Source organism: Pseudomonas sp. M5A4_2d, from assembly GCF_053345295.1.
In genome coordinates this window covers 181,038-203,822 of sequence record NZ_JBKEZW010000011.1, presented here as the reverse complement: position 1 = coordinate 203,822, position 22,785 = coordinate 181,038, and the positions used below count along the sequence as shown (strand labels likewise).

Sequence of the window (22,785 nt, the reverse complement as noted above, 5' to 3'; positions counted from 1 at the left end):
GGATGAACCTGGCGCGTTACCGTTTTGTACTGTCCCGGCCGCTGCAATTGCTGCCGGTGTTGTTTGGCATCAGCCTGATCACCTTTGTGCTGGTGCGCTCGATCCCCGGCGACCCGGCGCGGGCCTTGCTGGGCTCACGCAGTACGCCGGATGCGTTGCTGAAAATCCGCGCCCAGTACGGCCTCGATCAACCGTTGTGGCTGCAGTATTTCTACTTCCTCAAGAACTTGCTCAAGGGCGATCTCGGCCAGTCGCTGCTGTACAAGGTTGACGCCTTGAAGCTGATCGTCACGCGGATCGAACCGACCTTGGTACTGGTGCTCGGCAGTGTGCTGCTGGCGCTATTGATTGCGGTGCCGCTGGCTACGGTGGCGGCGCGCAATAAAGGCGGTTGGGCAGATAACCTGATCCGCGTGTTCACCACGGTTGGCCTGGGCATGCCGGCGTTCTGGCTGGGTTTGATGTTGATTTTGTTGCTGAGCGTGAAGTGGGGCCTGTTTCCGGTGTCCGGCTACGGGCGCACCTGGCTGGATAAGGCTCACCATATGCTGCTGCCCTGTTTGACCATCGCCCTGGCGCTGTCGGCGGTGCTGGTGCGTAACCTGCGCGCGAGCATGCTGATGGAGTTACAGGCCGACCATGTCACCGCTGCCCGGGCGCGCGGGCTGTCGGAGGCCGCCGTGTTCCGTCGGCATGTGTTGCCCAATTCCCTGGTGCCGGCGGTCAACTTGCTGGCGGTGAATATCGGGTGGTTGATCAGCGGCACCGTGGTGATCGAGAGTCTTTTCGCCATTCCCGGCATCGGCCAGTTGCTGGTGCGCGGCATCTTCACCCGTGACTACATGGTGGTGCAGGGCGTGGCCATGGTGCTGGCGTGTGCGACGGTGGTGGTCAACTTCGTCGCTGACGTGGTGACGGTGGCCCTCGACCCACGAGTGAAGATGCAATGAGCAGCCGCCCACTGATTGCCCCGTGGCGTTTGCGCCTGCGTTTTGGTTTTCGTAATGGTCGACTGACCGCTGCGTGGGGGTTGTTGATTTTGTTGGCCTGGTTTGCCCTGGCTCTGTTTGCACCGTGGGTTGCGCCTTTTGATCCGATTGCGCAAAACACCGATATCAGCTTGTTGGGCCCCAGCATGGCCCACCCGTTCGGCACGGATAACTACGGAAGGGACATTCTTTCGCGGGTGGTCTGGGGCGCGCGCATCGACTTGCAACTGGCCATCATCGGGGTGATTTTCCCGTTCATGATCGGCACCTTCGTCGGCGCCGTCTCCGGCTACATCGGCGGTCGTTTCGACAGCGTCTGCATGCGCGTGATCGACGTGATCCTCGCGTTCCCGTTCCTGGTGCTGATGCTGGCGATCATGGCCATTCTCGGCCCGGGCTTGAAGAGCTTCTATATCGCCATGGCGCTGGTGGGCTGGGTGTCGTATGCGCGGCTGATCCGCTCACAGATCCTGGTGCTCAAGGAAAGCGACTTCGCCCTGGCCGCCAAGAGCCTGGGCTTTGGCCACGGGCGCATTCTGTTCCGGCATTTGCTGCCCAACGCGATGTTTGGCTCGATTGTGTTTTCCATGTCCGACGCGGTGCTGGTGCTGCTCAACGGCGCCGCCGTGAGCTACCTGGGCCTGGGTGTGCAACCGCCGACGGCCGAGTGGGGCACGATGGTGGCCGAAGGGCAGGCGTTCATCACCACCGCCTGGTGGATTTGCACCTTCCCGGGCCTGGCCATCGTGACCCTGGCCATGGGTTTCAGCCTGTTGGCCGATGGCGTGGCGCAAGTGTTGGGAGACCGTTCATGAGCCTGCTTCAAGTGCAGGACCTCAGCGTGATCGCCCATCACGCCGGGCGTGATGTCACCCTGGTTGACCGGGTGTCCTTCGACCTGGCCGAAGGCGAAATCCTCGGCCTGGTGGGCGAGAGTGGCTCGGGCAAGACCATGGCCTGTCGCGGCCTGATGCGCCTGTTGCCGTCGGCCAATCTGCGCGTACAAGGCGGTGCCGTGCGCCTGGCCGGTCGCGATCTATTGCAACTGGATGACCCCGGCATGCGCGCCGTGCGGGGCGGGCAGCTGGGTATGATTTTCCAAAACCCCAGCAGCCATCTTGACCCGCTGATGCGCATCGGCGAGCAGATCGCCGAAGGTATTCGGCTGCATCAAGGCGCGTCGAAAAAAGACGCACGCTTGCACGCCATCGAGGTGCTGCGCCAGGTCGGGATTCCCGATCCCAAGGCGCGAGTCGATAACTACCCTCACGAGTTTTCCGGCGGCATGCGTCAGCGGGCAATGATCGCGGTGGCCCTGGGCTGCAACCCGAAAGTGCTGATTGCCGACGAGCCGACCACCGCGCTGGATGTGACCGTGCAGGCGCAAATCCTGCGCCTGTTGTTGGACCTGCGTGACCAGCATGGCCTGTCGATGATCATGATCACCCACGACCTCGGCGTAGTGGCGCAAACCTGTGACTCGATCGCGGTGATGTACGCCGGCCGGCTGTGCGAACACGGCAGCAAGTACGACTTGCTGGCCCATCCACAACACCCGTACACCGCCGGCCTGATCGATTGCCAGCCCGCCCACAGCAGCGGCCACGCCTTGCTGCGCACCATTGCTGGCCAGCCGCCGTTGCTGGATGCCTTGCCCGCCGGTTGCCGGTTCAGCCCGCGCTGCCCGCAGGTGGGCGCCTTGTGCACCGAGTTGCTGCCGGAAGGCGCGCGGGTGGCCTGTCACTATCCCTTGGGAGGCCGCCCATGAGCCTGTTGCAGATCAAGGACCTGGAGGTACGTTTTGCGGCGTCCGGCACCGGTTTGTTTGGCCTGAATAAACAGTGGGTGAGGGCGGTGAACGGTGTGTCGCTGAACCTCGCCGCCGGTGAAACCCTGGGTCTGGTGGGCGAGTCCGGCAGCGGCAAGAGCACACTGGGCCGGGCAATTTTGCACCTCAACCCGATCAGCGCCGGGCAGGTCTTGTTCGATGGCGTGGACATGGCCCATGGCAGCGCTATCGACATCGCTCGCCTGCGCCATGAAACCGCGATGATTTTCCAGGACCCTTACGCCGCCCTGAACCCACGCCACACCATTGGCGAAACCCTTGCCGAAGTGCTGCGGGTGCAACGCAAAGCTGCGCCAGAGCAAATTCCCCAGCGGGTCAATGAATTGCTCGAACTGGTCGGCCTGCGCCCCGAATTGGCCAACCGCAAGCCAGGTTCACTCAGTGGTGGCCAATGCCAGCGTGTCGGTATCGCTCGGGCGCTGGCGGTAGAGCCGCGCTTGATCATCGCCGATGAGTGCGTGGCGGCATTGGATGTGTCGATTCAGGGCCAGATCATCAACCTGTTGCTGGAACTGCAACAGCGCATGAACCTGGCGATCCTGTTTATCGCCCATGACCTGGCCATCGTGCGTCGCCTGTGCGACCGCGTGGCGGTGATGTACCTGGGCAAGATCGTTGAGGAAGGGCCGGTGGAGGCGGTGTTTACCGCACCGCGCCATCCTTACACGGCGGCGCTGATCGAGGCGATTCCCGAGATTGATCCGCGTCGGCCCTTGCCAGCAGAGCCGTTGCCGGGTGAGCCGCCGAGCCCGTTGAATTTGCCCGCAGGTTGCGCCTTTCACCCGCGTTGCCGCTACGCCCGGACAATGTGTTCCGTGGTGTTGCCGCCTACTCATTTCCTGCACGAGCATCGATACAGTTGCGTGCTTGAAGCACCTTTGACCCTTTCTGCCATTCATGAACAAGGAGTTATGACATGCAATCCCGCCACTTGAAGTTGCTCGCCGCGGCTACATTGACCGCTTGGTCCCTCACTGCCGGGTTGGCACACGCCGCAGGCGTGCTGACCATTGGCTGCCGTGAAGACAGCACCACTTTCGATCCGATCAAAAGCGCGCAAAACCGCGACACCTGGGTATTCGCCAACGTCTACGACACCCTGGTGCGCGTGGATAACCTGGGCACGAAGATGGAGCCGGGCCTGGCAGAAAGCTGGGAGATTTCCAAGGATGGCCTGACCTACACCTTCAAGCTGCGTGACGCGAAGTTCTCCGATGGCTCGCCGATCACCGCCGACGACGCGGCGTTCAGCCTGTTGCGCATCCGCGACAACAAGGCGTCGCTGTGGAGTGACCCGTTCAGCCTGATCAACACAGCCAAGGCCAGCGATCCCAAGACCCTTGTGGTCACCCTGAAAACCCCGGCCGTGGCCTTCCTCTCGCAATTGGCCTCGCCGACGGTATCGATCCTGTCGGAAAAAGCCATGACCAAAATGGGCGAAGACGCCTACTCGGAAAACCCGGTGACGTCCGGCGCGTTCACCGTAGAGGAGTGGCGCAAAGGCGATCGCGTTATCCTGAAAAAGAACCCGAACTTCTGGCAGGCCAAGAACGTCAGCCTGGATGGCGTGGAGTGGGTGTCGGTCACCGATGACAACACGCGCATGCGCATGGTGCAGAACAACGAACTCGACACGGCGATCTTCGTACCGTTCTCCCGCGTGGAAGAACTGAAGAAAGACAAAAACGTGGTGATCCACTCCGACCCGTCCACCCGTGAAGATCACCTGCTGATCAACCACGCTCACGGTCTGCTGGCCAAGCAGCCAGTGCGCGAGGCGCTGGACATGGCCATCGACAAACAGTCGCTGGTGAAGACTGCGACTTACGGTCAAGGCACCGTGGCCTATTCCTACATCCCGAAAGGCTCGCTGTTCCACTATGCCAACAACCTGCAGCGCCCGTATGACCCGACGGCCGCCAAGAAACTGCTGGAAGAGGCTGGCGCCAAGGATTTGAAGCTCAATTACGTGGTCAACGCCGGCAACGAAGCGGACGAGCAGATAGCAGTGATCATCAAGGACCAGTTGGCCAAGGTCGGCGTGACTGCCAACCTGCAGAAAGTCGACCCGACGCAAAGCTGGCAGATGCTGGTGGACGGTGAGTACGACATATCAGTGATGTACTGGACCAACGACATTCTCGACCCGGACCAGAAGACCACTTTCGTACTGGGCCATGACACTAACCAGAACTACATGACCCGCTACAAGAATGACAAGGTCAAGGAACTGGTGGCGGCTGCGCGGATCGAGGCCGACCCGGTCAAGCGCGAGCAGATGTATGTGGAGTTGCAGAAGCTGGCGAAACAGGATGTGAACTGGATTGATCTGTACTACAGCCCGTACATCAACATCTCACGCAAGAATGTGAGTAACTTCCTGCAAAACCCGCTGGGGCGTTTCACCCTTGAGGACGTGGTGAAAAACTAAACAACACCGCTGAACAACTGTGGGAGCGGGCTTGCTCGCGAAGGCACCGTGTCAGTCAACTGAAATATTGACTGATGCACCGTCTTCGCGAGCAAGCCCGCTCCCACATTGGGTGCTCTGTTCTGTCAGTTGAGTCAGCTTAAGGCTTACTGCGCATCAAACGCCTGCCCATTGATGCCCGTACTGTCCGGCCCCATCAGGTACAGGTACACCGGCATGATCTCTTCCGGCGCCGGCCTTTCCATCGGGTTTTCACCGGGGTACGCCTGGGCGCGCATGCTGGTGCGTGTACCGCCCGGGTTGATGCTGTTGGAGCGCACCGCCGCCACGTCCTCCAGTTCGTCGGCCAGGGTTTGCATCAGGCCTTCGGTGGCAAACTTCGACACGCCATAAGCGCCCCAGTACGCCCGGCCCTTGCGCCCGACGCTGCTGGAGGTGAACACCACCGACGCATCCTGGGACAGCTTGAGCAGCGGCAGCAACGTGCTGGTCAACATGAACATCGCGTTGACGTTGACGTGCATCACTCGCATGAAGTTCTCACCGGACAACTGCTCGATCGGTGTGCGTGGGCCGATGATCGAAGCGTTGTGCAGCAGGCCGTCGAGGCGGCCGAATTCTTTTTCGATCATCGCCGCCAGCTCATCGTACTGATGGGGCAGGGCGGTCTCCAGGTTGAACGGAATCACCACCGGTTGCGGTTGGCCGGCGGCTTCGATCGCGTCGTACACCTCGGCCAGGTTGGCTTCGGTCTTGCCCAGCAACAGCACGGTGGCGCCATGGGCGGCGTAGGTTTTTGCCGCCGCCGCGCCAATCCCGCGACCGGCGCCGGTCACCAGGATCACCCGGCCTTTGAGCAGTTCTGGACGTGCGCAGTAATCAAACATAAATAGCCTCGACAGAGTTCAGTAGGTTTACAAACACTGAACCAAGAACAGTACACAAATCCTAATGTGGGAGGGGGCTTGCTCCCGATTGCAGAGTGTCAGGCACTGTATCAATCACTGACCTACCGCTATCGGGAGCAAGCCCCCTCCCACATCGGGTCTTCATAGGTCAGCAGGACCGGTGAGCAATCAGCAACTGCACAGTGCATTATCCAGCACCTTGCGCAGTTCCAGCGGGTGATCCACCACCACATCGGCGCCCCAGTTGCGTGGGTTGTCATCGGGGTGGATGTAGCCGAACGTGACCGCTGCGGTGCGGGTGCCGGCGTCACGGCCGGACTCGATATCGCGCAGGTCATCGCCCACAAACAACACGCTGGCCGGGTCCAGGTTGAGCATCTTGCACGCCAGGATCAGCGGCTCCGGGTCCGGCTTGCTATTCTTCACGTGGTCCGGGCAGATCAGCAGCGCCGAGCGCTCGGCCAGGCCCAACTGCTGCATGATCGGCTCGGCAAAGCGCAGCGGTTTGTTGGTGACCACGCCCCAGACCAGCTTGGATTTTTCGATGTCTTGCAGCAACTCGGCCATGCCGTCGAACAGTTTGCTGTGGATTGCGCAGCCCTTGAGATAGCGCTCCAGGAACTCCAGGCGCAGTTCTTCAAAGCCAGGGGATTCGGGGTCCATCGAGAAGGTCACGGCGACCATCGCCCGCGCACCGCCGGAAATTTCATCGCGGATGTGCTGGTCGTTGATCGGCGCCAGGCCGCGGTCGGCGCGCATGGCCTGGCAGATCGCGATGAAGTCCGGCGCGGTGTCCAGCAAGGTACCGTCCATATCGAAGAGAACCGCTCGCAACTTCACAGGCTTACTCCTCGCGCAGGGTCTGGATCATGTAGTTGACGTCCACGTCACTGGCCAGCTTGTAGTGCTTGGTCAGCGGGTTGTAGGTCAGGCCGATGATGTCTTTGACGGTCAGCCCGGCCTGACGGCTCCAGGCACCCAGCTCGGACGGACGGATGAATTTCTTGAAGTCGTGGGTGCCACGTGGCAGCAACTTCATGATGTATTCGGCGCCGATGATCGCGAACAGGTAGGCCTTGGGGTTGCGGTTGATGGTGGAGAAGAACACCTGGCCGCCCGGCTTGACCATGCGAAAACACGCGCGAATGACCGAGGACGGGTCCGGTACGTGCTCGAGCATCTCAAGGCAGGTGATCACGTCGAACTGCTCGGGCATTTCCTCGGCGAGGGCTTCGGCGGTGATCTGGCGGTATTCCACGCTCACGCCGGATTCCAGTTGGTGCAGTTGGGCCACGGCCAGCGGGGCTTCGCCCATGTCGATGCCCATGACGGTGGCGCCGCGCTGGGCCATCGCTTCGCTGAGGATGCCGCCGCCGCAACCGACGTCGAGCACTTTCTTGCCGGCCAGGTTGACGCGTTCGTCAATCCAGTTGACCCGCAGCGGGTTTATGTCGTGCAGGGGTTTGAACTCGCTTTCGCGGTCCCACCAGCGGTGGGCCAGGGCTTCGAATTTAGCGATTTCGGCGTGGTCGACGTTGCTCATGGTAAATCCTCTAAATCTGATAAATCGGTTTGCAGGTGTTGAAGCTTAGGTTCAAACCCTGCGTTATTCGCTGTGCCCGCTGATCCGTTGGCCCCAGGCAATGGCCGTGGCGGTCAACTGTGGTTCATCCATGCGGGTCAATTGCCGGTCGTCGAGCAACTGCTTGCCGGCGACCCAAAGGTGTTTCACACAATCGCGTCCGGTGGCATATATAAGCTGTGAGACCGGATCGTAGATCGGTTGTTGCGCCAGCCCCGAAAGATCAAAGGCCACGATATCGGCAGCCTTGCCGACCTCCAGCGAGCCAATCTCGCCCTCCAGGCCCATGGCCCGAGCACCGTTGAGTGTGGCCATACGCAGGGCGCGGTGGGCATCCAGCGCGGTGGCCGAGCCGGCGACCGCCTTGGCCAGCATCGCAGCGGTACGGGTTTCGCCCAGCAAATCCAGGTCATTGTTGCTGGCGGCGCCGTCGGTGCCGATCGCCACATTCACCCCAGCCTGCCACAGACGCTCCACCGGGCAAAAGCCGCTGGCCAGTTTCAGGTTCGATTCCGGGCAATGGATGACGCTGGTGTTGCTTTCTACCAGCAAAGCCAGGTCATCCTCGCTGATTTGGGTCATGTGTACGGCCTGGAAGCGCGGGCCGAGCAGGCCGAGGCGACCCAGGCGCGCCAGTGGGCGTTCACCGGTCTGCTCGACGGCCTGCTGCACTTCGAAGGCGGTTTCGTGCACGTGCATGTGGATGGACGCGTCGAGTTCTTCGGCGATCACCCGGATTTTTTCCAGGTTCTCATCGCATACGGTGTAAGGCGCGTGGGGCCCGAAGGTGATCTTGATGCGCGGGTGGTGCTTGAGGTCGCCGAACAGTTCTACGCCCTGGCGAATGGCCTCGTCGGCGCTGCTGGCGCCGGGAATCGGGAAGTCGAGGATCGGAATCGCGATTTGTGCACGCATACCGCTGTTGTGCACGCAGTCGCTGGCGACCTTGGGGTAGAAATACATGTCGGAAAAACAGGTGATGCCGCCTTTAAGCTGCTCGGCGATGGCCAGGTCGGTGCCGTCGCGCACGAAGGCTTCGTCGACCCATTTGGCCTCGGCGGGCCAGATGTGCTGTTCCAGCCAGGTCATCAGCGGCAGGTCGTCAGCCAGGCCGCGAAACAGGCTCATCGCCGCGTGGCCGTGGGCATTGATCAAACCGGGGCTGAGCAACATGCCCGGCAGCTCGCGCACCTCGCTAGCCGCCAGCTTCAAGGCCGCAGCCCGCGGCCCGATAAAGGCAATGCGCCCGTCGCGGATGCCCAGGCCATGTTCCTTGAGCACCACGCCGGCAGGTTCGACAGGTACCAGCCAGGTGGGCAGCAGCAACAGGTCGAGCGGGGCGGCAGTGGAGGTCATCGCAGGCTTCTTCCCGGGCAGCTATAAAAGAAGGGCGAAGTATACCCGAGCGTCCTGGCTGGCGGATCGCTATAATCCGCGGCTTTTGTTCATGAGTGCGGGGTAAGGGATGCGCGACCGACTGTTAGCTGCGGAGAAAGTGAAGGCCATCGATTGGCGTGATGGCGCACTGCACCTGCTCGATCAGCGTGCCTTGCCGTCCCGGGAAACCTGGGTTGTCTGCGCCACTGCAGCTGAAGTGGCCGACGCCATTCGTACCATGGTGGTGCGTGGAGCGCCTGCGATCGGTATTAGCGCCGCCTATGGTCTGGTGCTCGCCGCGCGTGAGCGGATCGCCGAAGGTGGCGACTGGCAGGCAGCGTGGGAAGAAGACTACGCATTACTGGCTGATACCCGTCCGACGGCGTCGAACCTGTTCTGGGCCTTGAAGCGCATGCGTGATCGGCTGGACCGCGTGAAGAAACCCGCCGACGCGCTGGCCGTGCTGGAAGCCGAAGCCATCGCGATCCATGAAAGCGACCGGGAAGCCAACCTCGTCATGGCCCAATTGGGTCTCGAGCGGATTCGCAAGCATCAGGGCAATGCTCAGGCGATCCTGACCCATGGCAATGCGGGCGCCTTGGCCACCGGCGGTGTCGGCACTGCTCTCGGGGTGATTCGCGCCGCTTTCCTGGAGGGTTTGGTCGAGCATGTCTACGTCAATGAAACCCGCCCCTGGCTGCAAGGTTCGCGGCTGACGGCGTGGGAGTTAGCGGCAGACGGTATTGCGGTCACGGTGAATGCTGACTCGGCCGGCGCGCATATCCTCAAGACCAAAGGCGTGACCTGGGTGGTTGTCGGCGCCGACTGCATTGCGGCCAACGGTGATGTGGTCAGCAAGATCGGCACTTATCAGCTGGCCGTCTGCGCCATGCACCATGGCGTACGCTTCATGGTGGTGGCGCCAAGCTCGACACTCGATTTGATGATGGCCACTGGCGATGACGTCGCCCTGGAAGAGCGTGATCCCGGCGAGTTGCTGGATGTTATGGGGCAGCGGTTGGATGTGGCTGCCCTTAATCCCGTGTTCGACGTCACCCCGGCCGATCTGATTGATGTGATCGTGACCGAAAAAGGCATTGTCGAGCGGCCGGATACGGCGAAGTTGGCCAAGTTGATGTGCCGTAAGCGGCTGCATTAAAGGCTTTGCTGTCTGTGGCGTCGCTATCACCGGCAAGCCAGTTTCCGCCTTTGATAGGTGGGCACATCCAAAATGTGGGAGCGGGCTTGCCCGCGATTGGCCTTGAAAGTCAATAAACCCCTCGGATCTGCACCGGAAAAATAGCACCACCCTATCTCTGAGCCCCTCTCGTCGCCCTCAAGCCTGTCATCCGTCAACTTACTATGCTCCATGCGCGTCTGGGGGATAGGTGCGTGGCGGCGATTGTGATAACATCCGGCGGTTTCCAGGGCTGCCCCGAGGGGTGGCCTATAACGTGCAGATCCGTGTCATAACTCGTTGATTTGTCGTAAGTCGTTGTCAGGCACTCTGCCGGCAGCGGCGAGCTTCGTTCGTCCCATAGGATGTGACGAGGTTTCACCCGAAAAAGGAATCAGGCTTCTCATGGGCGAACTGGCCAAAGAAATCCTCCCGGTCAATATCGAAGACGAGCTGAAACAGTCCTACCTCGACTACGCGATGAGCGTAATTGTCGGTCGGGCACTGCCTGATGCGCGCGATGGCTTGAAGCCCGTGCACCGGCGTGTGCTGTTCGCGATGAGCGAGCTGGGTAACGACTGGAACAAGCCGTACAAGAAATCTGCCCGTGTTGTCGGTGACGTGATCGGTAAGTATCACCCTCACGGCGACACTGCGGTGTACGACACCATCGTTCGGATGGCCCAGCCGTTTTCCCTGCGCTACCTGCTGGTAGACGGCCAGGGCAACTTCGGTTCGGTCGACGGCGACAACGCTGCGGCCATGCGATACACCGAAGTGCGCATGACCAAGCTGGCGCACGAGCTGCTGGCCGACCTGCATAAAGAAACCGTGGACTGGGTGCCGAACTACGACGGCACCGAAATGATCCCGGCGGTCATGCCAACCCGTATTCCGAACCTGCTGGTCAACGGCTCCAGCGGTATCGCCGTGGGCATGGCCACCAACATTCCGCCGCACAACCTCGGTGAAGTCATCGACGGTTGCCTGGCCCTCATCGACAACCCTGAGTTGACCGTCGATGAGCTGATGCAATACATCCCCGGCCCGGACTTCCCGACCGCCGCGATCATTAACGGTCGCGCCGGTATCATCGAAGCCTACCGTACCGGTCGCGGCCGTATTTACATGCGCGCCCGCTCGATGATCGAAGACATCGACAAGGTCGGTGGCCGTCAGCAGATCGTCATCACCGAACTTCCTTACCAGCTGAACAAGGCGCGTCTGATCGAGAAGATCGCCGAGCTGGTTAAAGAGAAGAAGCTGGAAGGCATCACCGAACTGCGTGACGAGTCCGACAAAGACGGTATGCGCGTGGTGATCGAGCTGCGTCGTGGCGAAGTGCCTGAGGTGATCCTCAACAACCTCTACGCCCAGACCCAGCTGCAAAGCGTGTTTGGTATCAACGTGGTTGCACTGATCGACGGCCGCCCGCGCATCCTGAACCTCAAGGATCTGCTGGAAGCCTTCGTGCGTCACCGCCGCGAAGTCGTGACCCGCCGTACCGTGTTCGAACTGCGCAAGGCCCGCGAGCGCGGCCACATCCTGGAAGGCCAGGCGGTTGCACTGTCGAACATCGACCCGGTTATCGCACTGATCAAGGCTTCGCCGACCCCGTCGGAAGCGAAAGAAGCACTGATCAAGATGCCGTGGGAATCCAGCGCCGTGGTTGCGATGGTTGAACGTGCCGGTGCCGACTCGTGCCGTCCGGAGACCCTCGACCCGCAATACGGTCTGCGCGAAGGCAAGTACTTCCTGTCGCCGGAACAGGCCCAGGCCATTCTGGAACTGCGTTTGCACCGCCTGACCGGCCTGGAACACGAGAAGCTGCTGGCCGAGTACCAGGAGATCCTCAACCAGATCGGCGAGCTGATCCGCATCCTTAACAGCGCCGTGCGCCTGATGGAAGTGATCCGCGAAGAACTGGAAGTGATCCGCGCCGAATACGGCGACGTGCGCCGCACTGAAATCCTGGATGCCCGTCTCGACCTGACCCTGGGTGACATGATCCCGGAAGAAGAGCGCGTCGTGACCATCTCCCACGGTGGCTACGCCAAGACCCAGCCTTTGGCTGCGTACCAGGCCCAGCGTCGTGGTGGTAAAGGCAAATCGGCTACTGGCGTTAAGGATGAGGACTACATCGCTCACCTGCTGGTCGCCAACAGCCACACCACGCTGCTGCTGTTCTCCAGCAAAGGCAAAGTGTACTGGCTGAAAACCTACGAAATCCCGGAGGCCTCGCGTGCCGCCCGTGGTCGTCCATTGGTCAACCTGCTGCCGCTGGACAGTGATGAATACATCACCACCATGCTGCCGGTCGATGAGTACACCGAAGGTCACTTCATCTTCATGGCCACCGCCAAAGGCACCGTGAAGAAGACCCCGCTGGAATCCTTCAGCCGTCAACGCAGCGTGGGCCTGATCGCCCTGGAGCTGGACGAAGGCGACGTGTTGATTTCTGCCGCTATCACCGATGGCGAGCGTGAAGTCATGCTGTTCTCCGACGGCGGCAAAGTGACGCGCTTCAAGGAATCCGACGTTCGCGCCATGGGTCGTACTGCCCGCGGTGTACGCGGCATGCGTCTGCCGGAAGGGCAGAAGCTGATTTCGATGCTGATCCCGGAAGAAGGCAGCCAGATCCTCACCGCTTCGGCGCGTGGTTATGGCAAGCGCACCGCCATCAGCGAGTTCCCGGAGTACAAGCGTGGCGGCCAAGGCGTTATCGCCATGGTCAGCAACGATCGCAACGGCCGTCTGGTCGGTGCGGTCCAGGTGCTCGATGGCGAGGAGATCATGCTGATTTCCGACCAGGGCACTCTGGTGCGTACGCGTGTGGCTGAAGTGTCGAGCCTGGGGCGTAACACCCAGGGCGTGACGCTGATCAAGCTGGCCAGCGACGAAACCCTGGTAGGCCTGGAACGTGTCCAGGAACCATCGGAAGTCGAGGGCGAGGAGCTGGAAGGCGAGGAAGGGATTGCACTCGAGGGGCAAGTGATCGGCGATGCCGATGACGGCGTCGACGAGCCAACCCTCGACGCTGCCGCAGACGAAGAAGAACCGCAGGAATAAGCGGACACACAGGGGGCGGATGAAGATTCGCCCCCTTGTTGTTTGTTCGGCCGGAAATATCGACAGCCATGGAGATCTAGTGTGGGAGCGGGCTTGCTCGCGAAAGCGGACTGACATTCACCAGAGATGTCGCCTGTTAGATCGCTTTCGCGAGCAAGCCCGCTCCCACATTGGATCGGGTGTCGGCTGATATGTTTGTGTGACTACCACCAGATCAGAGTGAGATTGGATGTGAGCAAGAGAGCCTATAACTTCTGTGCCGGTCCCGCGGCGCTTCCTGAAGCAGTCCTGCAGCGCGCGCAGGGTGAACTCCTCGACTGGCATGGAAAAGGCCTCTCCGTGATGGAAATGAGCCATCGCAGCGATGAGTTCGTGTCCATTGCCACCAAGGCCGAGCAGGATCTGCGCGACTTGCTGGACATCCCCTCCAACTACAAAGTGTTGTTCCTGCAAGGTGGGGCGAGCCAGCAGTTCGCCCAACTGCCGCTGAACCTGCTGCCGGAAGGCGGCACTGCCGACTATATCGACACCGGTATCTGGGGCCAGAAGGCCATTGAAGAGGCCTCCCGTTACGGTCATGTCAATGTGGCGGGCACCGCCAAGCCTTACGACTACTTCGCCATTCCGGGTCAGAACGAGTGGAAGTTGTCGAAGGATGCGGCCTACGTTCACTACGTAGCGAACGAAACCATCGGCGGCCTGGAATTCGACTGGGTGCCTGAAGTGGGTGACGTTCCGTTGGTGTGCGACATGTCCTCGGACATTCTCTCGCGCCCGATCGATGTGTCCCAATACGGCATGATCTACGCCGGTGCGCAGAAGAACATCGGCCCGAGCGGTATCCTGGTCAACATCATCCGTGAAGACCTGCTGGGTCGTGCGCGTTCGCTGTGTCCGACCATGCTCAACTACAAGGTCGCGGCCGATAACGGTTCGATGTACAACACCCCGCCGGCGTTTGCATGGTATCTCTCGGGCCTGGTGTTCGAGTGGCTGAAAGAGCAGGGCGGCGTGGCTGCCATGGGCAAGCTTAACGAAGAGAAGAAGCGCACGCTGTACGACTTCATCGACGCCAGCGGCCTGTACAGCAACCCGATCAACCTGACCGACCGCTCGTGGATGAACGTACCGTTCCGCCTGGCTGACGACCGCCTGGACAAGCCATTCCTGGCCGGTGCTGATGAGCGCGGCTTGCTGAACCTCAAGGGCCACCGTTCGGTAGGTGGCATGCGCGCCTCCATCTACAACGCTGTCGATATCAACGCCATCAAGGCGCTGATTTCCTACATGGCAGAGTTCGAAAAGGAACACGGCTAATGTCTGAGCAAGAACTCAAGGCCCTGCGCGTACGCATTGACAGCCTGGACGAGAAAGTCCTGGAGCTGATCAGTGAGCGGGCGCGGTGCGCCCAGGAAGTAGCACGGGTAAAAATGGCTTCACTGGCTGAAGGCGAAGTGCCGGTGTTCTACCGGCCTGAGCGCGAAGCCCAGGTGCTGAAGCGCGTAATGGAGCGCAACCAGGGCCCGCTGGGCAACGAGGAGATGGCGCGGTTGTTCCGTGAAATCATGTCGTCGTGCCTGGCGCTGGAGCAGCCGCTGAAAGTGGCGTATCTCGGCCCTGAAGGCACCTTCACCCAAGCGGCGGCCATGAAGCACTTCGGCCACGCCGTGATCAGCAAGCCAATGGCGGCGATCGACGAAGTGTTCCGTGAAGTGGCGGCCGGTGCGGTGAATTTTGGCGTGGTGCCGGTGGAAAACTCCACCGAAGGCGCAGTCAACCACACGCTGGACAGCTTCCTTGAGCACGACATGGTGATCTGCGGCGAAGTCGAGTTGCGCATCCACCACCACTTGCTGGTGGGCGAGAACACCAAGACCGACAGCATCAGCCGGATCTATTCCCACGCTCAATCGCTGGCTCAATGCCGTAAGTGGCTGGACGCGCATTACCCGAATGTCGAGCGCGTGGCGGTGTCCAGCAACGCCGAAGCGGCCAAGCGGGTCAAGGGTGAGTGGAATTCGGCGGCGATTGCCGGCGATATGGCCGCTGGCCTGTATGGCCTGACGCGCCTGGCCGAGAAAATCGAGGATCGCCCGGACAACTCCACGCGTTTCCTGATGATCGGCAGCCAGGAAGTGCCGCCGACCGGCGACGACAAGACTTCGATCATCGTCTCCATGAGCAACAAGCCCGGTGCGCTGCATGAGCTGCTGGTGCCGTTCCACGATAACGGGATTGACCTGACGCGAATCGAGACACGCCCTTCGCGCAGCGGTAAATGGACGTATGTGTTCTTTATCGACTTCGTTGGCCACCACCGCGATCCACTGGTTAAAGGTGTGCTGGAGAAAATCAGTCAGGAAGCCGTGGCACTCAAGGTGCTGGGCTCTTACCCGAAAGCGGTTTTGTGAGGCTTTAACATGAGTGGCAACTTCCTCGCCCTGGCTCAGCCGGGCGTGCAACAACTGTCGCCTTACGTGCCGGGCAAGCCTGTGGACGAGCTGGCGCGTGAGTTGAATCTGGACCCGTCCAGGATCGTAAAGCTGGCCAGTAACGAAAACCCGCTGGGCCCGAGCCCAAAGGTGTTGGCGGCGATTCATGAGGCGTTGGCCGAGCTGACCCGCTACCCGGACGGCAATGGTTTTGCCCTCAAGTCCCTGCTGGCCGAAAACTGCCGGGTTGAGCTGAACCAGGTGACCCTGGGTAACGGCTCCAACGACATTCTTGAGCTGGTCGGCCGCGCCTATCTGGCGCCTGGCCTGAACGCGGTGTTCAGCGAGCACGCGTTCGCCGTCTATCCGATCGTGACGCAGGCGGTCGGTGCCGACGCGCGTGTTATTCCCGCCAAGGACTGGGGGCATGACCTGCCGGCCATGCTGGCAGCCATCGACGCGCAAACCCGCGTGGTGTTTATCGCCAACCCGAACAACCCGACCGGTACCTGGTTCGACGCTCAGGCGCTGAACGACTTCCTGCAAGACGTGCCGGAGCATGTGCTGGTGGTGCTGGACGAGGCCTACATCGAGTACGCCGAAGGCAGCGACCTGCCGGATGGCCTGGATTTCCTCGCGGCTTACCCCAACCTGCTGGTGTCGCGCACTTTCTCCAAGGCCTATGGCCTGGCATCGTTGCGGGTCGGTTACGGCTTGTCCACCGCGGTGGTGGCCGACGTGCTGAACCGTGTGCGCCAACCGTTCAACGTCAACAGCCTTGCCCTGGCGGCGGCCTGTGCTGCGGTGAAGGATGCCGAGTACCTGGAAGAAAGTCGTCGCATCAATGAAACCGGCATGCTGCAACTGCAGGAAGGTTTCCGTGAGCTGGGGCTGGGCTGGATCCCTTCCAAGGGCAACTTCATTTGCGTCGACCTTGGCCAGGTGGCCGCGCCTGTGTTCCAGGGCCTGCTGCGCGAAGGCGTGATCGTGCGCCCGGTGGCCAACTACGGCATGCCGAACCACCTGCGTATCACCATTGGCTTGCCGGCAGAAAACGCCCGCTTCCTGGAGGCGTTGGCCAAGGTTCTGGCTCGTGGTTGATGTCACTGCATTGCAACCTGCTGTGCCTATGATCGGTCGCCTGGTGGTGGTCGGTCTGGGGTTGATCGGTGGCTCCTTCGCCAAAGGCCTGCGTGAAAGCGGGTTGTGTGGCGAAGTGGTCGGTGTTGACCTGGACCCGCAATCGCGCAAGCTGGCGGTTGAGTTGGGCGTGGTGGATCGCTGTGAAGCTGACCTGGCTGTCGCTTGCCAGGGGGCTGATGTGATCCAGCTCGCCGTGCCAATTCTGGCGATGGAAAAGTTGCTGGCCTTGCTGGCCGATATGGACTTGGGGCAGGCGATCCTGACGGACGTCGGCAGTGCCAAGGGCAATGTGGTGCGCGCTGCGCACCTGGCCTTTGGCGGCATGCCTGCGCGCTTTGTACCGGGCCATCCGATTGCCGGCTCCGAGCAGAGCGGGGTGGAAGCCTCCAATGCGCAACTGTTCCGTCGCCATAAGGTGATCCTGACGCCGCTTGAGCAAACCGATCCGGCCGCGTTGGCTGTGGTGGATCGTCTTTGGCGCGAGCTGGGTGCGGATGTCGAGCATATGCAGGTCGAGCGCCACGACGAAGTGCTGGCGGCGACCAGCCATTTGCCGCATTTACTGGCGTTTGGTTTGGTGGATTCCCTGGCCAAACGTAACGAGAACCTCGACATTTTCCGCTACGCCGCCGGTGGCTTCCGTGATTTCACACGGATTGCCGGCAGCGACCCGGTGATGTGGCACGACATCTTCCTCGCCAATCGCGAAGCGGTGTTGCGCACCCTGGACACCTTCCGCAGTGACCTCGATGCCTTGCGCGATGCGGTCGATGCCGGGGATGGCCATCAATTATTGGGCGTATTCACTCGGGCGCGGGTGGCGCGTAAGCATTTCAGCAAGATCCTGGCTCGCCGGGCTTATATGGAAACTGCAGTGAACGCCGATGAGCTGAACTTTCTCGCCAACCCGGGCGGCCGCTTGAGCGGGAAAATCCGGGTGCCAGGCGACAAGTCGATCTCGCATCGCTCGATCATGCTGGGTTCGTTGGCCGATGGCGTGACCGAGATCGAAGGTTTCCTCGAAGGTGAGGATGCGCTCGCGACGTTGCAGGCATTTAGGGACATGGGTGTCGTGATTGAAGGGCCCCACCACGGGCGCGTGACCATTCATGGCGTAGGCCTGCATGGCTTGAAGCCTGCGCCGGGGCCGATCTACCTGGGTAACTCCGGGACGTCGATGCGCCTGTTGTCCGGCTTGCTGGCGGCGCAAAACTTCGACAGTGTCCTGACGGGTGACGCTTCGCTGTCCAAGCGCCCGATGAGTCGCGTGGCCGACCCGTTGCGAGAAATGGGGGCGGTGATCGAAACCGGACCTCAGGGGCGTCCGCCGTTGACTATTCGCGGTGGTCAGGCCTTGAAAGGGTTTACTTATGCGCTGCCGATGGCCAGTGCTCAGGTTAAATCCTGTCTGTTGCTTGCCGGGTTGTATGCCGAGGGTAAAACGTCGGTGATCGAGCCTGCGCCGACCCGTGACCACACCGAGCGAATGCTGCGGGGTTTCGGCTACCCGGTGGTGGTGGAGGGTGCGATGGCGTCGGTGGAATCTGGCCATGCGCTGACGGCTACGCATATAGAGGTGCCAGGGGATATTTCCTCTTCGGCATTCTTCCTGGTGGCCGCGTCGATTGCCGAAGGCTCCGAGTTGCTGCTGGAACATGTCGGTATCAACCCGACGCGTACCGGGGTGATCGATATTCTGCGGTTGATGGGGGCGGACATCGCCCTGGAAAACCTGCGGGAAGTTGGCGGTGAGCCGGTGGCTGACCTGCGGGTGCGTGCCGCTGCGCTAAAGGGGATCGAGATTCCCGAAGCGTTGGTGCCGTTGGCTATTGATGAGTTCCCGGTGCTGTTTGTTGCCGCCGCCTGTGCTGAGGGGCGCACGGTATTGCGCGGTGCCCAGGAGCTGCGGGTCAAAGAGTCTGACCGTATTCAGGTCATGGCCGACGGTCTGCTGGCATTGGGCGCGAAGTGTGAACCGACGCCTGATGGGATTATCATTGATGGTGGCCTGCTGGGCGGCGGTGAAGTGCTTGCCCATGGTGATCACCGGATTGCCATGGCATTCAGCGTGGCTTCCCTGCGGGCGACCGCGCCGATTCGTATCCGTGACTGCGCCAACGTAGCTACATCTTTTCCGAATTTTCTTACACTGTGTGCCCACGTCGGCATCCGTGTTGCCCAAGAGGCTCAATTGTGAATATCAAAGCACCGGTGATTACCATCGACGGGCCGAGCGGCTCGGGCAAAGGCACGATCGCCGGCATCCTGGCCAAGCGCTTGGGCTGGTGCCTGCTGGATTCCGGCGCGCTGTACCGCCTGCTGGCATTTGCCGCACGCAACCATGGCGTCGACCTGACCAACGAAGAATCCTTGAAGTTACTGGCGGCGCACCTTGATGTGCAGTTCGTCGGCGCGACGGAAGGTCACCCCCAGCGCATTATCCTGGAAGGGGATGATGTGACGGATGACCTGCGTAACGAACAAGTCGGCTCCTGGGCTTCCCAGGTTGCCGCGCTGCCGGCCGTGCGTGACGCGTTGCTGCAACGCCAGCGGGCTTTTCAGGAGCCGCCGGGCCTGGTGGCCGATGGCCGCGATATGGGCACCGTCGTGTTTCCGGATGCGCCGTTGAAGATTTTCCTGACCGCCAGCGCCGAGGAGCGGGCTCGCCGCCGTTACTTGCAGTTGAAGGGCAAAGTCGATGGTGTTAGTCTGTCGAGTCTGCTAGATGAGATCCGTGCACGCGATGAGCGTGATACCCAGCGTGCGGTAGCCCCGCTCAAGCCGGCGGCTGACGCCATACAGCTGGATTCCACGGAGTTGTCCATCGAGCAGGTGCTGGAACGCATCTTGAGTGAAATCGCCATTCGCGATATCGCCGGGTGACCAAGAAGGCTGCAGGGGACCAGTCATAGTCCTGCGGTGCTTCTTCTAATTGAAACTAACCCACACCGTCTGGGGTGTGGAGATGGGCGTATTCTTCGCCCTTATCAACAGGAATTAAAATGAGCGAAAGCTTTGCGGAACTCTTTGAAGAAAGCCTAAAAACCCTGAACCTTCAGGCAGGCTCCATCATCACCGGTGTTATCGTTGATATCGATTACCAAGCTCGCTGGGTAACCGTTCACGCTGGTCTGAAGTCTGAAGCTCTGATCCCGCTGGAACAGTTCTACAACGATGCTGGCGACCTGACTATCAATGTCGGTGACGAAGTTCACGTTGCTCTGGACTCGGTTGAAGACGGTTTCGGTGAAACCAAGCTGTCCCGTGAAAAAGCCAAGCGCGCTGAATGCTGGATTGTTCTCGAAGCAGCCTTCGCAGCTGAAGAAGTGGTCAAGGGCGTTATCAACGGTAAGGTTAAAGGCGGCTTCACTGTCGACGTTAACGGCATCCGTGCGTTCCTGCCAGGTTCTTTGGTCGACGTTCGTCCAGTGCGCGACACCACGCACCTGGAAGGCAAAGAACTCGAATTCAAGGTCATCAAGCTCGACCAGAAGCGCAACAACGTTGTCGTTTCCCGTCGCAGCGTCCTGGAAGCAGAGAACTCCGCCGAGCGTGAAGCTCTGCTGGAATCCCTGCAGGAAGGCCAACAAGTCAAAGGTATCGTCAAGAACCTCACCGATTACGGCGCATTCGTCGATCTGGGTGGCGTCGATGGCCTGCTGCACATTACCGACATGGCTTGGAAGCGTATCAAGCATCCTTCCGAAATCGTCAACGTTGGCGACGAGATCGATGTCAAGGTTCTGAAGTACGATCGTGAGCGTAACCGCGTTTCCCTGGGCTTGAAGCAGCTGGGCGAAGATCCATGGGTTGCTATCAAAGCGCGTTACCCAGAAAGCACTCGCGTAACCGCGCGTGTTACCAACCTGACCGACTACGGCTGCTTCGCTGAGCTGGAAGAAGGCGTGGAAGGCCTGGTACACGTTTCCGAAATGGACTGGACCAACAAAAACATCCACCCTTCGAAAGTCGTACAAGTCGGCGACGAAGTGGAAGTTATGGTTCTGGACATCGACGAAGAGCGTCGTCGTATCTCCCTGGGCATCAAGCAGTGCAAATCTAACCCATGGGAAGATTTCTCTGGCCAGTTCAACAAGGGCGATAAAATCTCCGGCACCATCAAGTCGATCACCGATTTCGGTATCTTCATTGGTCTGGACGGCGGCATCGACGGCCTGGTTCACCTGTCCGACATCTCCTGGAACGAAGTTGGCGAAGAAGCTGTTCGTCGTTTCAAGAAGGGCGACGAGCTGGACACCGTTATCCTGTCGGTTGACCCAGAGCGCGAGCGCATCTCCCTGGGTATCAAGCAACTGGAAAGCGATCCGTTCTCCGAGTACGTTCAAGAGAACGACAAAGGCGCAATCGTTAAGGGCACAGTGAAAGAAGTTGACGCTAAAGGCGCCATCATCACTCTGGCCGACGATATCGAAGCGACTCTGAAAGCCTCCGAAATCAGCCGTGACCGCGTTGAAGACGCGCGTAACGTTCTGAAAGAAGGCCAGGAAGTAGAAGCCAAGATCATCAGCGTTGACCGCAAGAGCCGCGTAATCCAGCTCTCCATCAAGTCGAAAGACGAGATCGAAGAGAAAGAAGCCATTCAGAGCCTGCGCGACAAGCCAGCCTCGTCTGAGCCTTCTGCTGGTCCTACCACTCTGGGCGACCTGCTGCGTGCACAGATGGAAAAACAGAACTAAGTTCTGTCCGACCATTAAAAAGGGCGACTTCGGTCGCCCTTTTTTGTGCCTGAAATTCGTTGAATCAACAATTGAGAACCAAGGTGCGTAGCCGGGTGTCAGAACTGACTATAGTTCTTCATAAAAGCGCTACAGCGTTGTTGTTTCAATAAGGATTTAAATGAACAGGTTTATCATTTTTTTTGCAGTGGTAATGCTTGCTGGTTGCTCTGCCACCAGCGCCAAAACCCACGCCAAGCGCGGCGTTAGTGGCATTGAGATCGACTGCTCGGGCCTTGGCAGCAACTGGGATAAGTGCGAGAAGCGCGCTGCTCGGGAATGCAAGATGCAGGGCTACAAGGTCGTCACGCGATCCAGTGATGCCAAGGACGAAGAGGGCGACTACCTGTTCGGCTGGAACCCCGCTGGTGCTGTTACTCGCACCATGCTGGTGATCTGCAATTGAGGCTGCGAGGCACGTGTTGCGGGTGTCTGCCCATGCTGCAGATAAGTTGCTGGGTGGGCTGTTCAAATTCATCGAGTCATGCTAAAACCTTCGAAGCGCTTTTCCTAGCTGCTTGAAAAAGAAGGGAAAAATATGACGAAGTCGGAGTTGATCGAACGAATTGTCACCCATCAAGGGCTGCTTTCATCCAAGGATGTAGAGCTGGCTATCAAGACTATGCTCGAACAGATGTCCCAGTGTCTGGCTACCGGAGACCGAATTGAGATCCGTGGGTTTGGTAGCTTCTCCTTGCACTATCGCGCACCGCGTGTAGGTCGTAACCCGAAGACCGGGCAATCCGTCAGCCTCGACGGTAAGTTTGTGCCTCACTTCAAGCCGGGCAAGGAGTTGCGCGATCGAGTGAACGAAGACGAAGATGAGGTTTGATACTCGTTAAGGGAGCAGGTCATGAGTAGTGTTAAGCGCGTTATTGCAATGCTGGTATTGCTAGTGCTCTTGCTGGGTGTCGTGGCATTTGTACTTGAAAATCAACAATCGGTTTCTCTGCAGTTCCTTGGCTGGGCAGCGCCGCAGTTACCAGTTTCCATTTTCGTCATAGTCGCATTGTTGGTCGGAATGGTGGTGGGCCCACTGATGGCCTGGGTGGCCAGAGCTCGACGCAAGACTTTGGTTTGATCTTGCTCATC

Annotated in this window: 20 protein-coding genes; 16 read left to right on the top strand and 4 right to left on the bottom strand. The window is 60.1% G+C overall.

The genetic code is table 11. The features are described 5' to 3' along the window. Positions 1–2: 2 nt before the first annotated feature. From ACLBW8_RS24170 to ACLBW8_RS24150, 5 genes are read left to right on the top strand one after another with little or no spacing between them, the layout of a single operon-like run. The gene (locus ACLBW8_RS24170; protein ID WP_064451475.1) at positions 3–950 is read left to right on the top strand and encodes an ABC transporter permease; all 948 of its coding nucleotides are present in this window, start codon (positions 3–5) and stop codon (positions 948–950) included. After that, positions 947–1,804 carry an ABC transporter permease gene (locus ACLBW8_RS24165; protein ID WP_432750451.1) on the top strand — a complete coding sequence of 286 codons (858 nt, stop codon included), beginning with the start codon at positions 947–949 and terminating at the stop codon, positions 1,802–1,804. Before ACLBW8_RS24170 ends, ACLBW8_RS24165 begins: the two co-directional genes overlap by 4 nt. Next, positions 1,801–2,757, top strand: coding sequence for an ABC transporter ATP-binding protein (locus ACLBW8_RS24160; RefSeq protein WP_447806476.1), 957 nt, complete (start codon positions 1,801–1,803; stop codon positions 2,755–2,757). Before ACLBW8_RS24165 ends, ACLBW8_RS24160 begins: the two co-directional genes overlap by 4 nt. Beyond that, the gene (locus tag ACLBW8_RS24155; protein WP_447806475.1) at positions 2,754–3,773 is read left to right on the top strand and encodes an ABC transporter ATP-binding protein; all 1,020 of its coding nucleotides are present in this window, start codon (positions 2,754–2,756) and stop codon (positions 3,771–3,773) included. The genes ACLBW8_RS24160 and ACLBW8_RS24155 overlap by 4 nt, the downstream gene beginning before the upstream one ends. Beyond that, the gene (locus ACLBW8_RS24150; RefSeq protein WP_447806474.1) at positions 3,755–5,269 is read left to right on the top strand and encodes an ABC transporter substrate-binding protein; all 1,515 of its coding nucleotides are present in this window, start codon (positions 3,755–3,757) and stop codon (positions 5,267–5,269) included. Before ACLBW8_RS24155 ends, ACLBW8_RS24150 begins: the two co-directional genes overlap by 19 nt. Before the next feature lie 146 nt (positions 5,270–5,415). Here the strand turns inward: ACLBW8_RS24150 and ACLBW8_RS24145 are convergent, their stop codons facing one another. From ACLBW8_RS24145 to ACLBW8_RS24130, 4 genes are all read right to left on the bottom strand, one after another. Next, on the bottom strand, positions 5,416–6,156 hold the full coding sequence (locus tag ACLBW8_RS24145) for a YciK family oxidoreductase (protein ID WP_259762881.1): 741 nt from the start codon (positions 6,154–6,156) through the stop codon (positions 5,416–5,418). Positions 6,157–6,345: 189 nt separating this feature from the next. Continuing rightward, positions 6,346–7,017 carry an N-acetylmuramic acid 6-phosphate phosphatase MupP gene (gene mupP, locus ACLBW8_RS24140; protein ID WP_064451481.1) on the bottom strand — a complete coding sequence of 224 codons (672 nt, stop codon included), beginning with the start codon at positions 7,015–7,017 and terminating at the stop codon, positions 6,346–6,348. Positions 7,018–7,021: 4 nt separating this feature from the next. Then, positions 7,022–7,720, bottom strand: coding sequence for a bifunctional 2-polyprenyl-6-hydroxyphenol methylase/3-demethylubiquinol 3-O-methyltransferase UbiG (gene ubiG, locus ACLBW8_RS24135; RefSeq protein ID WP_064451482.1), 699 nt, complete (start codon positions 7,718–7,720; stop codon positions 7,022–7,024). A 63-nt stretch (positions 7,721–7,783) separates the two neighbouring features. Continuing rightward, a complete protein-coding gene (locus ACLBW8_RS24130) occupies positions 7,784–9,115 on the bottom strand; it encodes a TRZ/ATZ family hydrolase (RefSeq protein ID WP_432750448.1) in 1,332 nt (443 codons plus the stop codon). Positions 9,116–9,224: 109 nt separating this feature from the next. On the opposite strand from ACLBW8_RS24130, the gene mtnA reads away from it, so the two are divergent. The 11 genes from mtnA to ACLBW8_RS24075 all read left to right on the top strand — a co-directional run bounded on the left by mtnA (position 9,225) and on the right by ACLBW8_RS24075 (position 22,774). Beyond that, on the top strand, positions 9,225–10,295 hold the full coding sequence (mtnA, locus tag ACLBW8_RS24125) for an S-methyl-5-thioribose-1-phosphate isomerase (RefSeq protein ID WP_447806473.1): 1,071 nt from the start codon (positions 9,225–9,227) through the stop codon (positions 10,293–10,295). Between the two features lie 423 nt (positions 10,296–10,718). Further along, entirely contained in the window at positions 10,719–13,382 is a 2,664-nt protein-coding gene (gene gyrA, locus ACLBW8_RS24120; RefSeq protein ID WP_064451485.1) for a DNA gyrase subunit A, read from the top strand. 231 nt (positions 13,383–13,613) lie between these two features. Continuing rightward, complete coding sequence (gene serC / locus ACLBW8_RS24115; protein WP_262667384.1) at positions 13,614–14,699, top strand: 3-phosphoserine/phosphohydroxythreonine transaminase; 1,086 nt, start codon at positions 13,614–13,616, stop codon at positions 14,697–14,699. Then, positions 14,699–15,793, top strand: coding sequence for a prephenate dehydratase (pheA, locus tag ACLBW8_RS24110; RefSeq protein ID WP_064451487.1), 1,095 nt, complete (start codon positions 14,699–14,701; stop codon positions 15,791–15,793). The genes serC and pheA overlap by 1 nt, the downstream gene beginning before the upstream one ends. Before the next feature lie 9 nt (positions 15,794–15,802). After that, positions 15,803–16,915: a histidinol-phosphate transaminase gene (gene hisC / locus ACLBW8_RS24105; protein WP_064451488.1), complete on the top strand. Its 1,113-nt coding sequence runs from the start codon at positions 15,803–15,805 to the stop codon at positions 16,913–16,915. A 28-nt stretch (positions 16,916–16,943) separates the two neighbouring features. After that, on the top strand, positions 16,944–19,154 hold the full coding sequence (locus ACLBW8_RS24100; protein WP_447806472.1) for a bifunctional prephenate dehydrogenase/3-phosphoshikimate 1-carboxyvinyltransferase: 2,211 nt from the start codon (positions 16,944–16,946) through the stop codon (positions 19,152–19,154). Then, the gene (cmk, locus tag ACLBW8_RS24095) at positions 19,151–19,840 is read left to right on the top strand and encodes a (d)CMP kinase (RefSeq protein ID WP_016971485.1); all 690 of its coding nucleotides are present in this window, start codon (positions 19,151–19,153) and stop codon (positions 19,838–19,840) included. Before ACLBW8_RS24100 ends, cmk begins: the two co-directional genes overlap by 4 nt. Before the next feature lie 119 nt (positions 19,841–19,959). Then, complete coding sequence (rpsA, locus tag ACLBW8_RS24090) at positions 19,960–21,654, top strand: 30S ribosomal protein S1 (protein WP_064451489.1); 1,695 nt, start codon at positions 19,960–19,962, stop codon at positions 21,652–21,654. 160 nt (positions 21,655–21,814) lie between these two features. Further along, a complete protein-coding gene (locus ACLBW8_RS24085; protein ID WP_128591401.1) occupies positions 21,815–22,099 on the top strand; it encodes a hypothetical protein in 285 nt (94 codons plus the stop codon). Positions 22,100–22,231: 132 nt separating this feature from the next. Further along, the gene (gene ihfB / locus ACLBW8_RS24080) at positions 22,232–22,525 is read left to right on the top strand and encodes an integration host factor subunit beta (protein ID WP_003172657.1); all 294 of its coding nucleotides are present in this window, start codon (positions 22,232–22,234) and stop codon (positions 22,523–22,525) included. A 21-nt stretch (positions 22,526–22,546) separates the two neighbouring features. After that, complete coding sequence (locus tag ACLBW8_RS24075; RefSeq protein ID WP_407017122.1) at positions 22,547–22,774, top strand: LapA family protein; 228 nt, start codon at positions 22,547–22,549, stop codon at positions 22,772–22,774. Positions 22,775–22,785 lie beyond the last annotated feature (11 nt).

Coding starts and splice junctions, on each gene's coding strand:
- ACLBW8_RS24155 (WP_447806475.1), top strand. CDS start 2,754: ATGAGCCTGTTGCAGATCAAGGACCTGGAGGTACGTTTTGCGGCGTCC.
- mtnA (WP_447806473.1), top strand. CDS start 9,225: ATGCGCGACCGACTGTTAGCTGCGGAGAAAGTGAAGGCCATCGATTGG.
- gyrA (WP_064451485.1), top strand. CDS start 10,719: ATGGGCGAACTGGCCAAAGAAATCCTCCCGGTCAATATCGAAGACGAG.
- ACLBW8_RS24160 (WP_447806476.1), top strand. CDS start 1,801: ATGAGCCTGCTTCAAGTGCAGGACCTCAGCGTGATCGCCCATCACGCC.
- rpsA (WP_064451489.1), top strand. CDS start 19,960: ATGAGCGAAAGCTTTGCGGAACTCTTTGAAGAAAGCCTAAAAACCCTG.
- hisC (WP_064451488.1), top strand. CDS start 15,803: ATGAGTGGCAACTTCCTCGCCCTGGCTCAGCCGGGCGTGCAACAACTG.
- ACLBW8_RS24150 (WP_447806474.1), top strand. CDS start 3,755: ATGCAATCCCGCCACTTGAAGTTGCTCGCCGCGGCTACATTGACCGCT.
- ACLBW8_RS24145 (WP_259762881.1), bottom strand. CDS start 6,156: ATGTTTGATTACTGCGCACGTCCAGAACTGCTCAAAGGCCGGGTGATC.
- ubiG (WP_064451482.1), bottom strand. CDS start 7,720: ATGAGCAACGTCGACCACGCCGAAATCGCTAAATTCGAAGCCCTGGCC.
- ACLBW8_RS24130 (WP_432750448.1), bottom strand. CDS start 9,115: ATGACCTCCACTGCCGCCCCGCTCGACCTGTTGCTGCTGCCCACCTGG.
- ACLBW8_RS24075 (WP_407017122.1), top strand. CDS start 22,547: ATGAGTAGTGTTAAGCGCGTTATTGCAATGCTGGTATTGCTAGTGCTC.
- ACLBW8_RS24085 (WP_128591401.1), top strand. CDS start 21,815: ATGAACAGGTTTATCATTTTTTTTGCAGTGGTAATGCTTGCTGGTTGC.
- pheA (WP_064451487.1), top strand. CDS start 14,699: ATGTCTGAGCAAGAACTCAAGGCCCTGCGCGTACGCATTGACAGCCTG.
- ACLBW8_RS24100 (WP_447806472.1), top strand. CDS start 16,944: ATGATCGGTCGCCTGGTGGTGGTCGGTCTGGGGTTGATCGGTGGCTCC.
- ACLBW8_RS24165 (WP_432750451.1), top strand. CDS start 947: ATGAGCAGCCGCCCACTGATTGCCCCGTGGCGTTTGCGCCTGCGTTTT.
- ihfB (WP_003172657.1), top strand. CDS start 22,232: ATGACGAAGTCGGAGTTGATCGAACGAATTGTCACCCATCAAGGGCTG.
- ACLBW8_RS24170 (WP_064451475.1), top strand. CDS start 3: ATGAACCTGGCGCGTTACCGTTTTGTACTGTCCCGGCCGCTGCAATTG.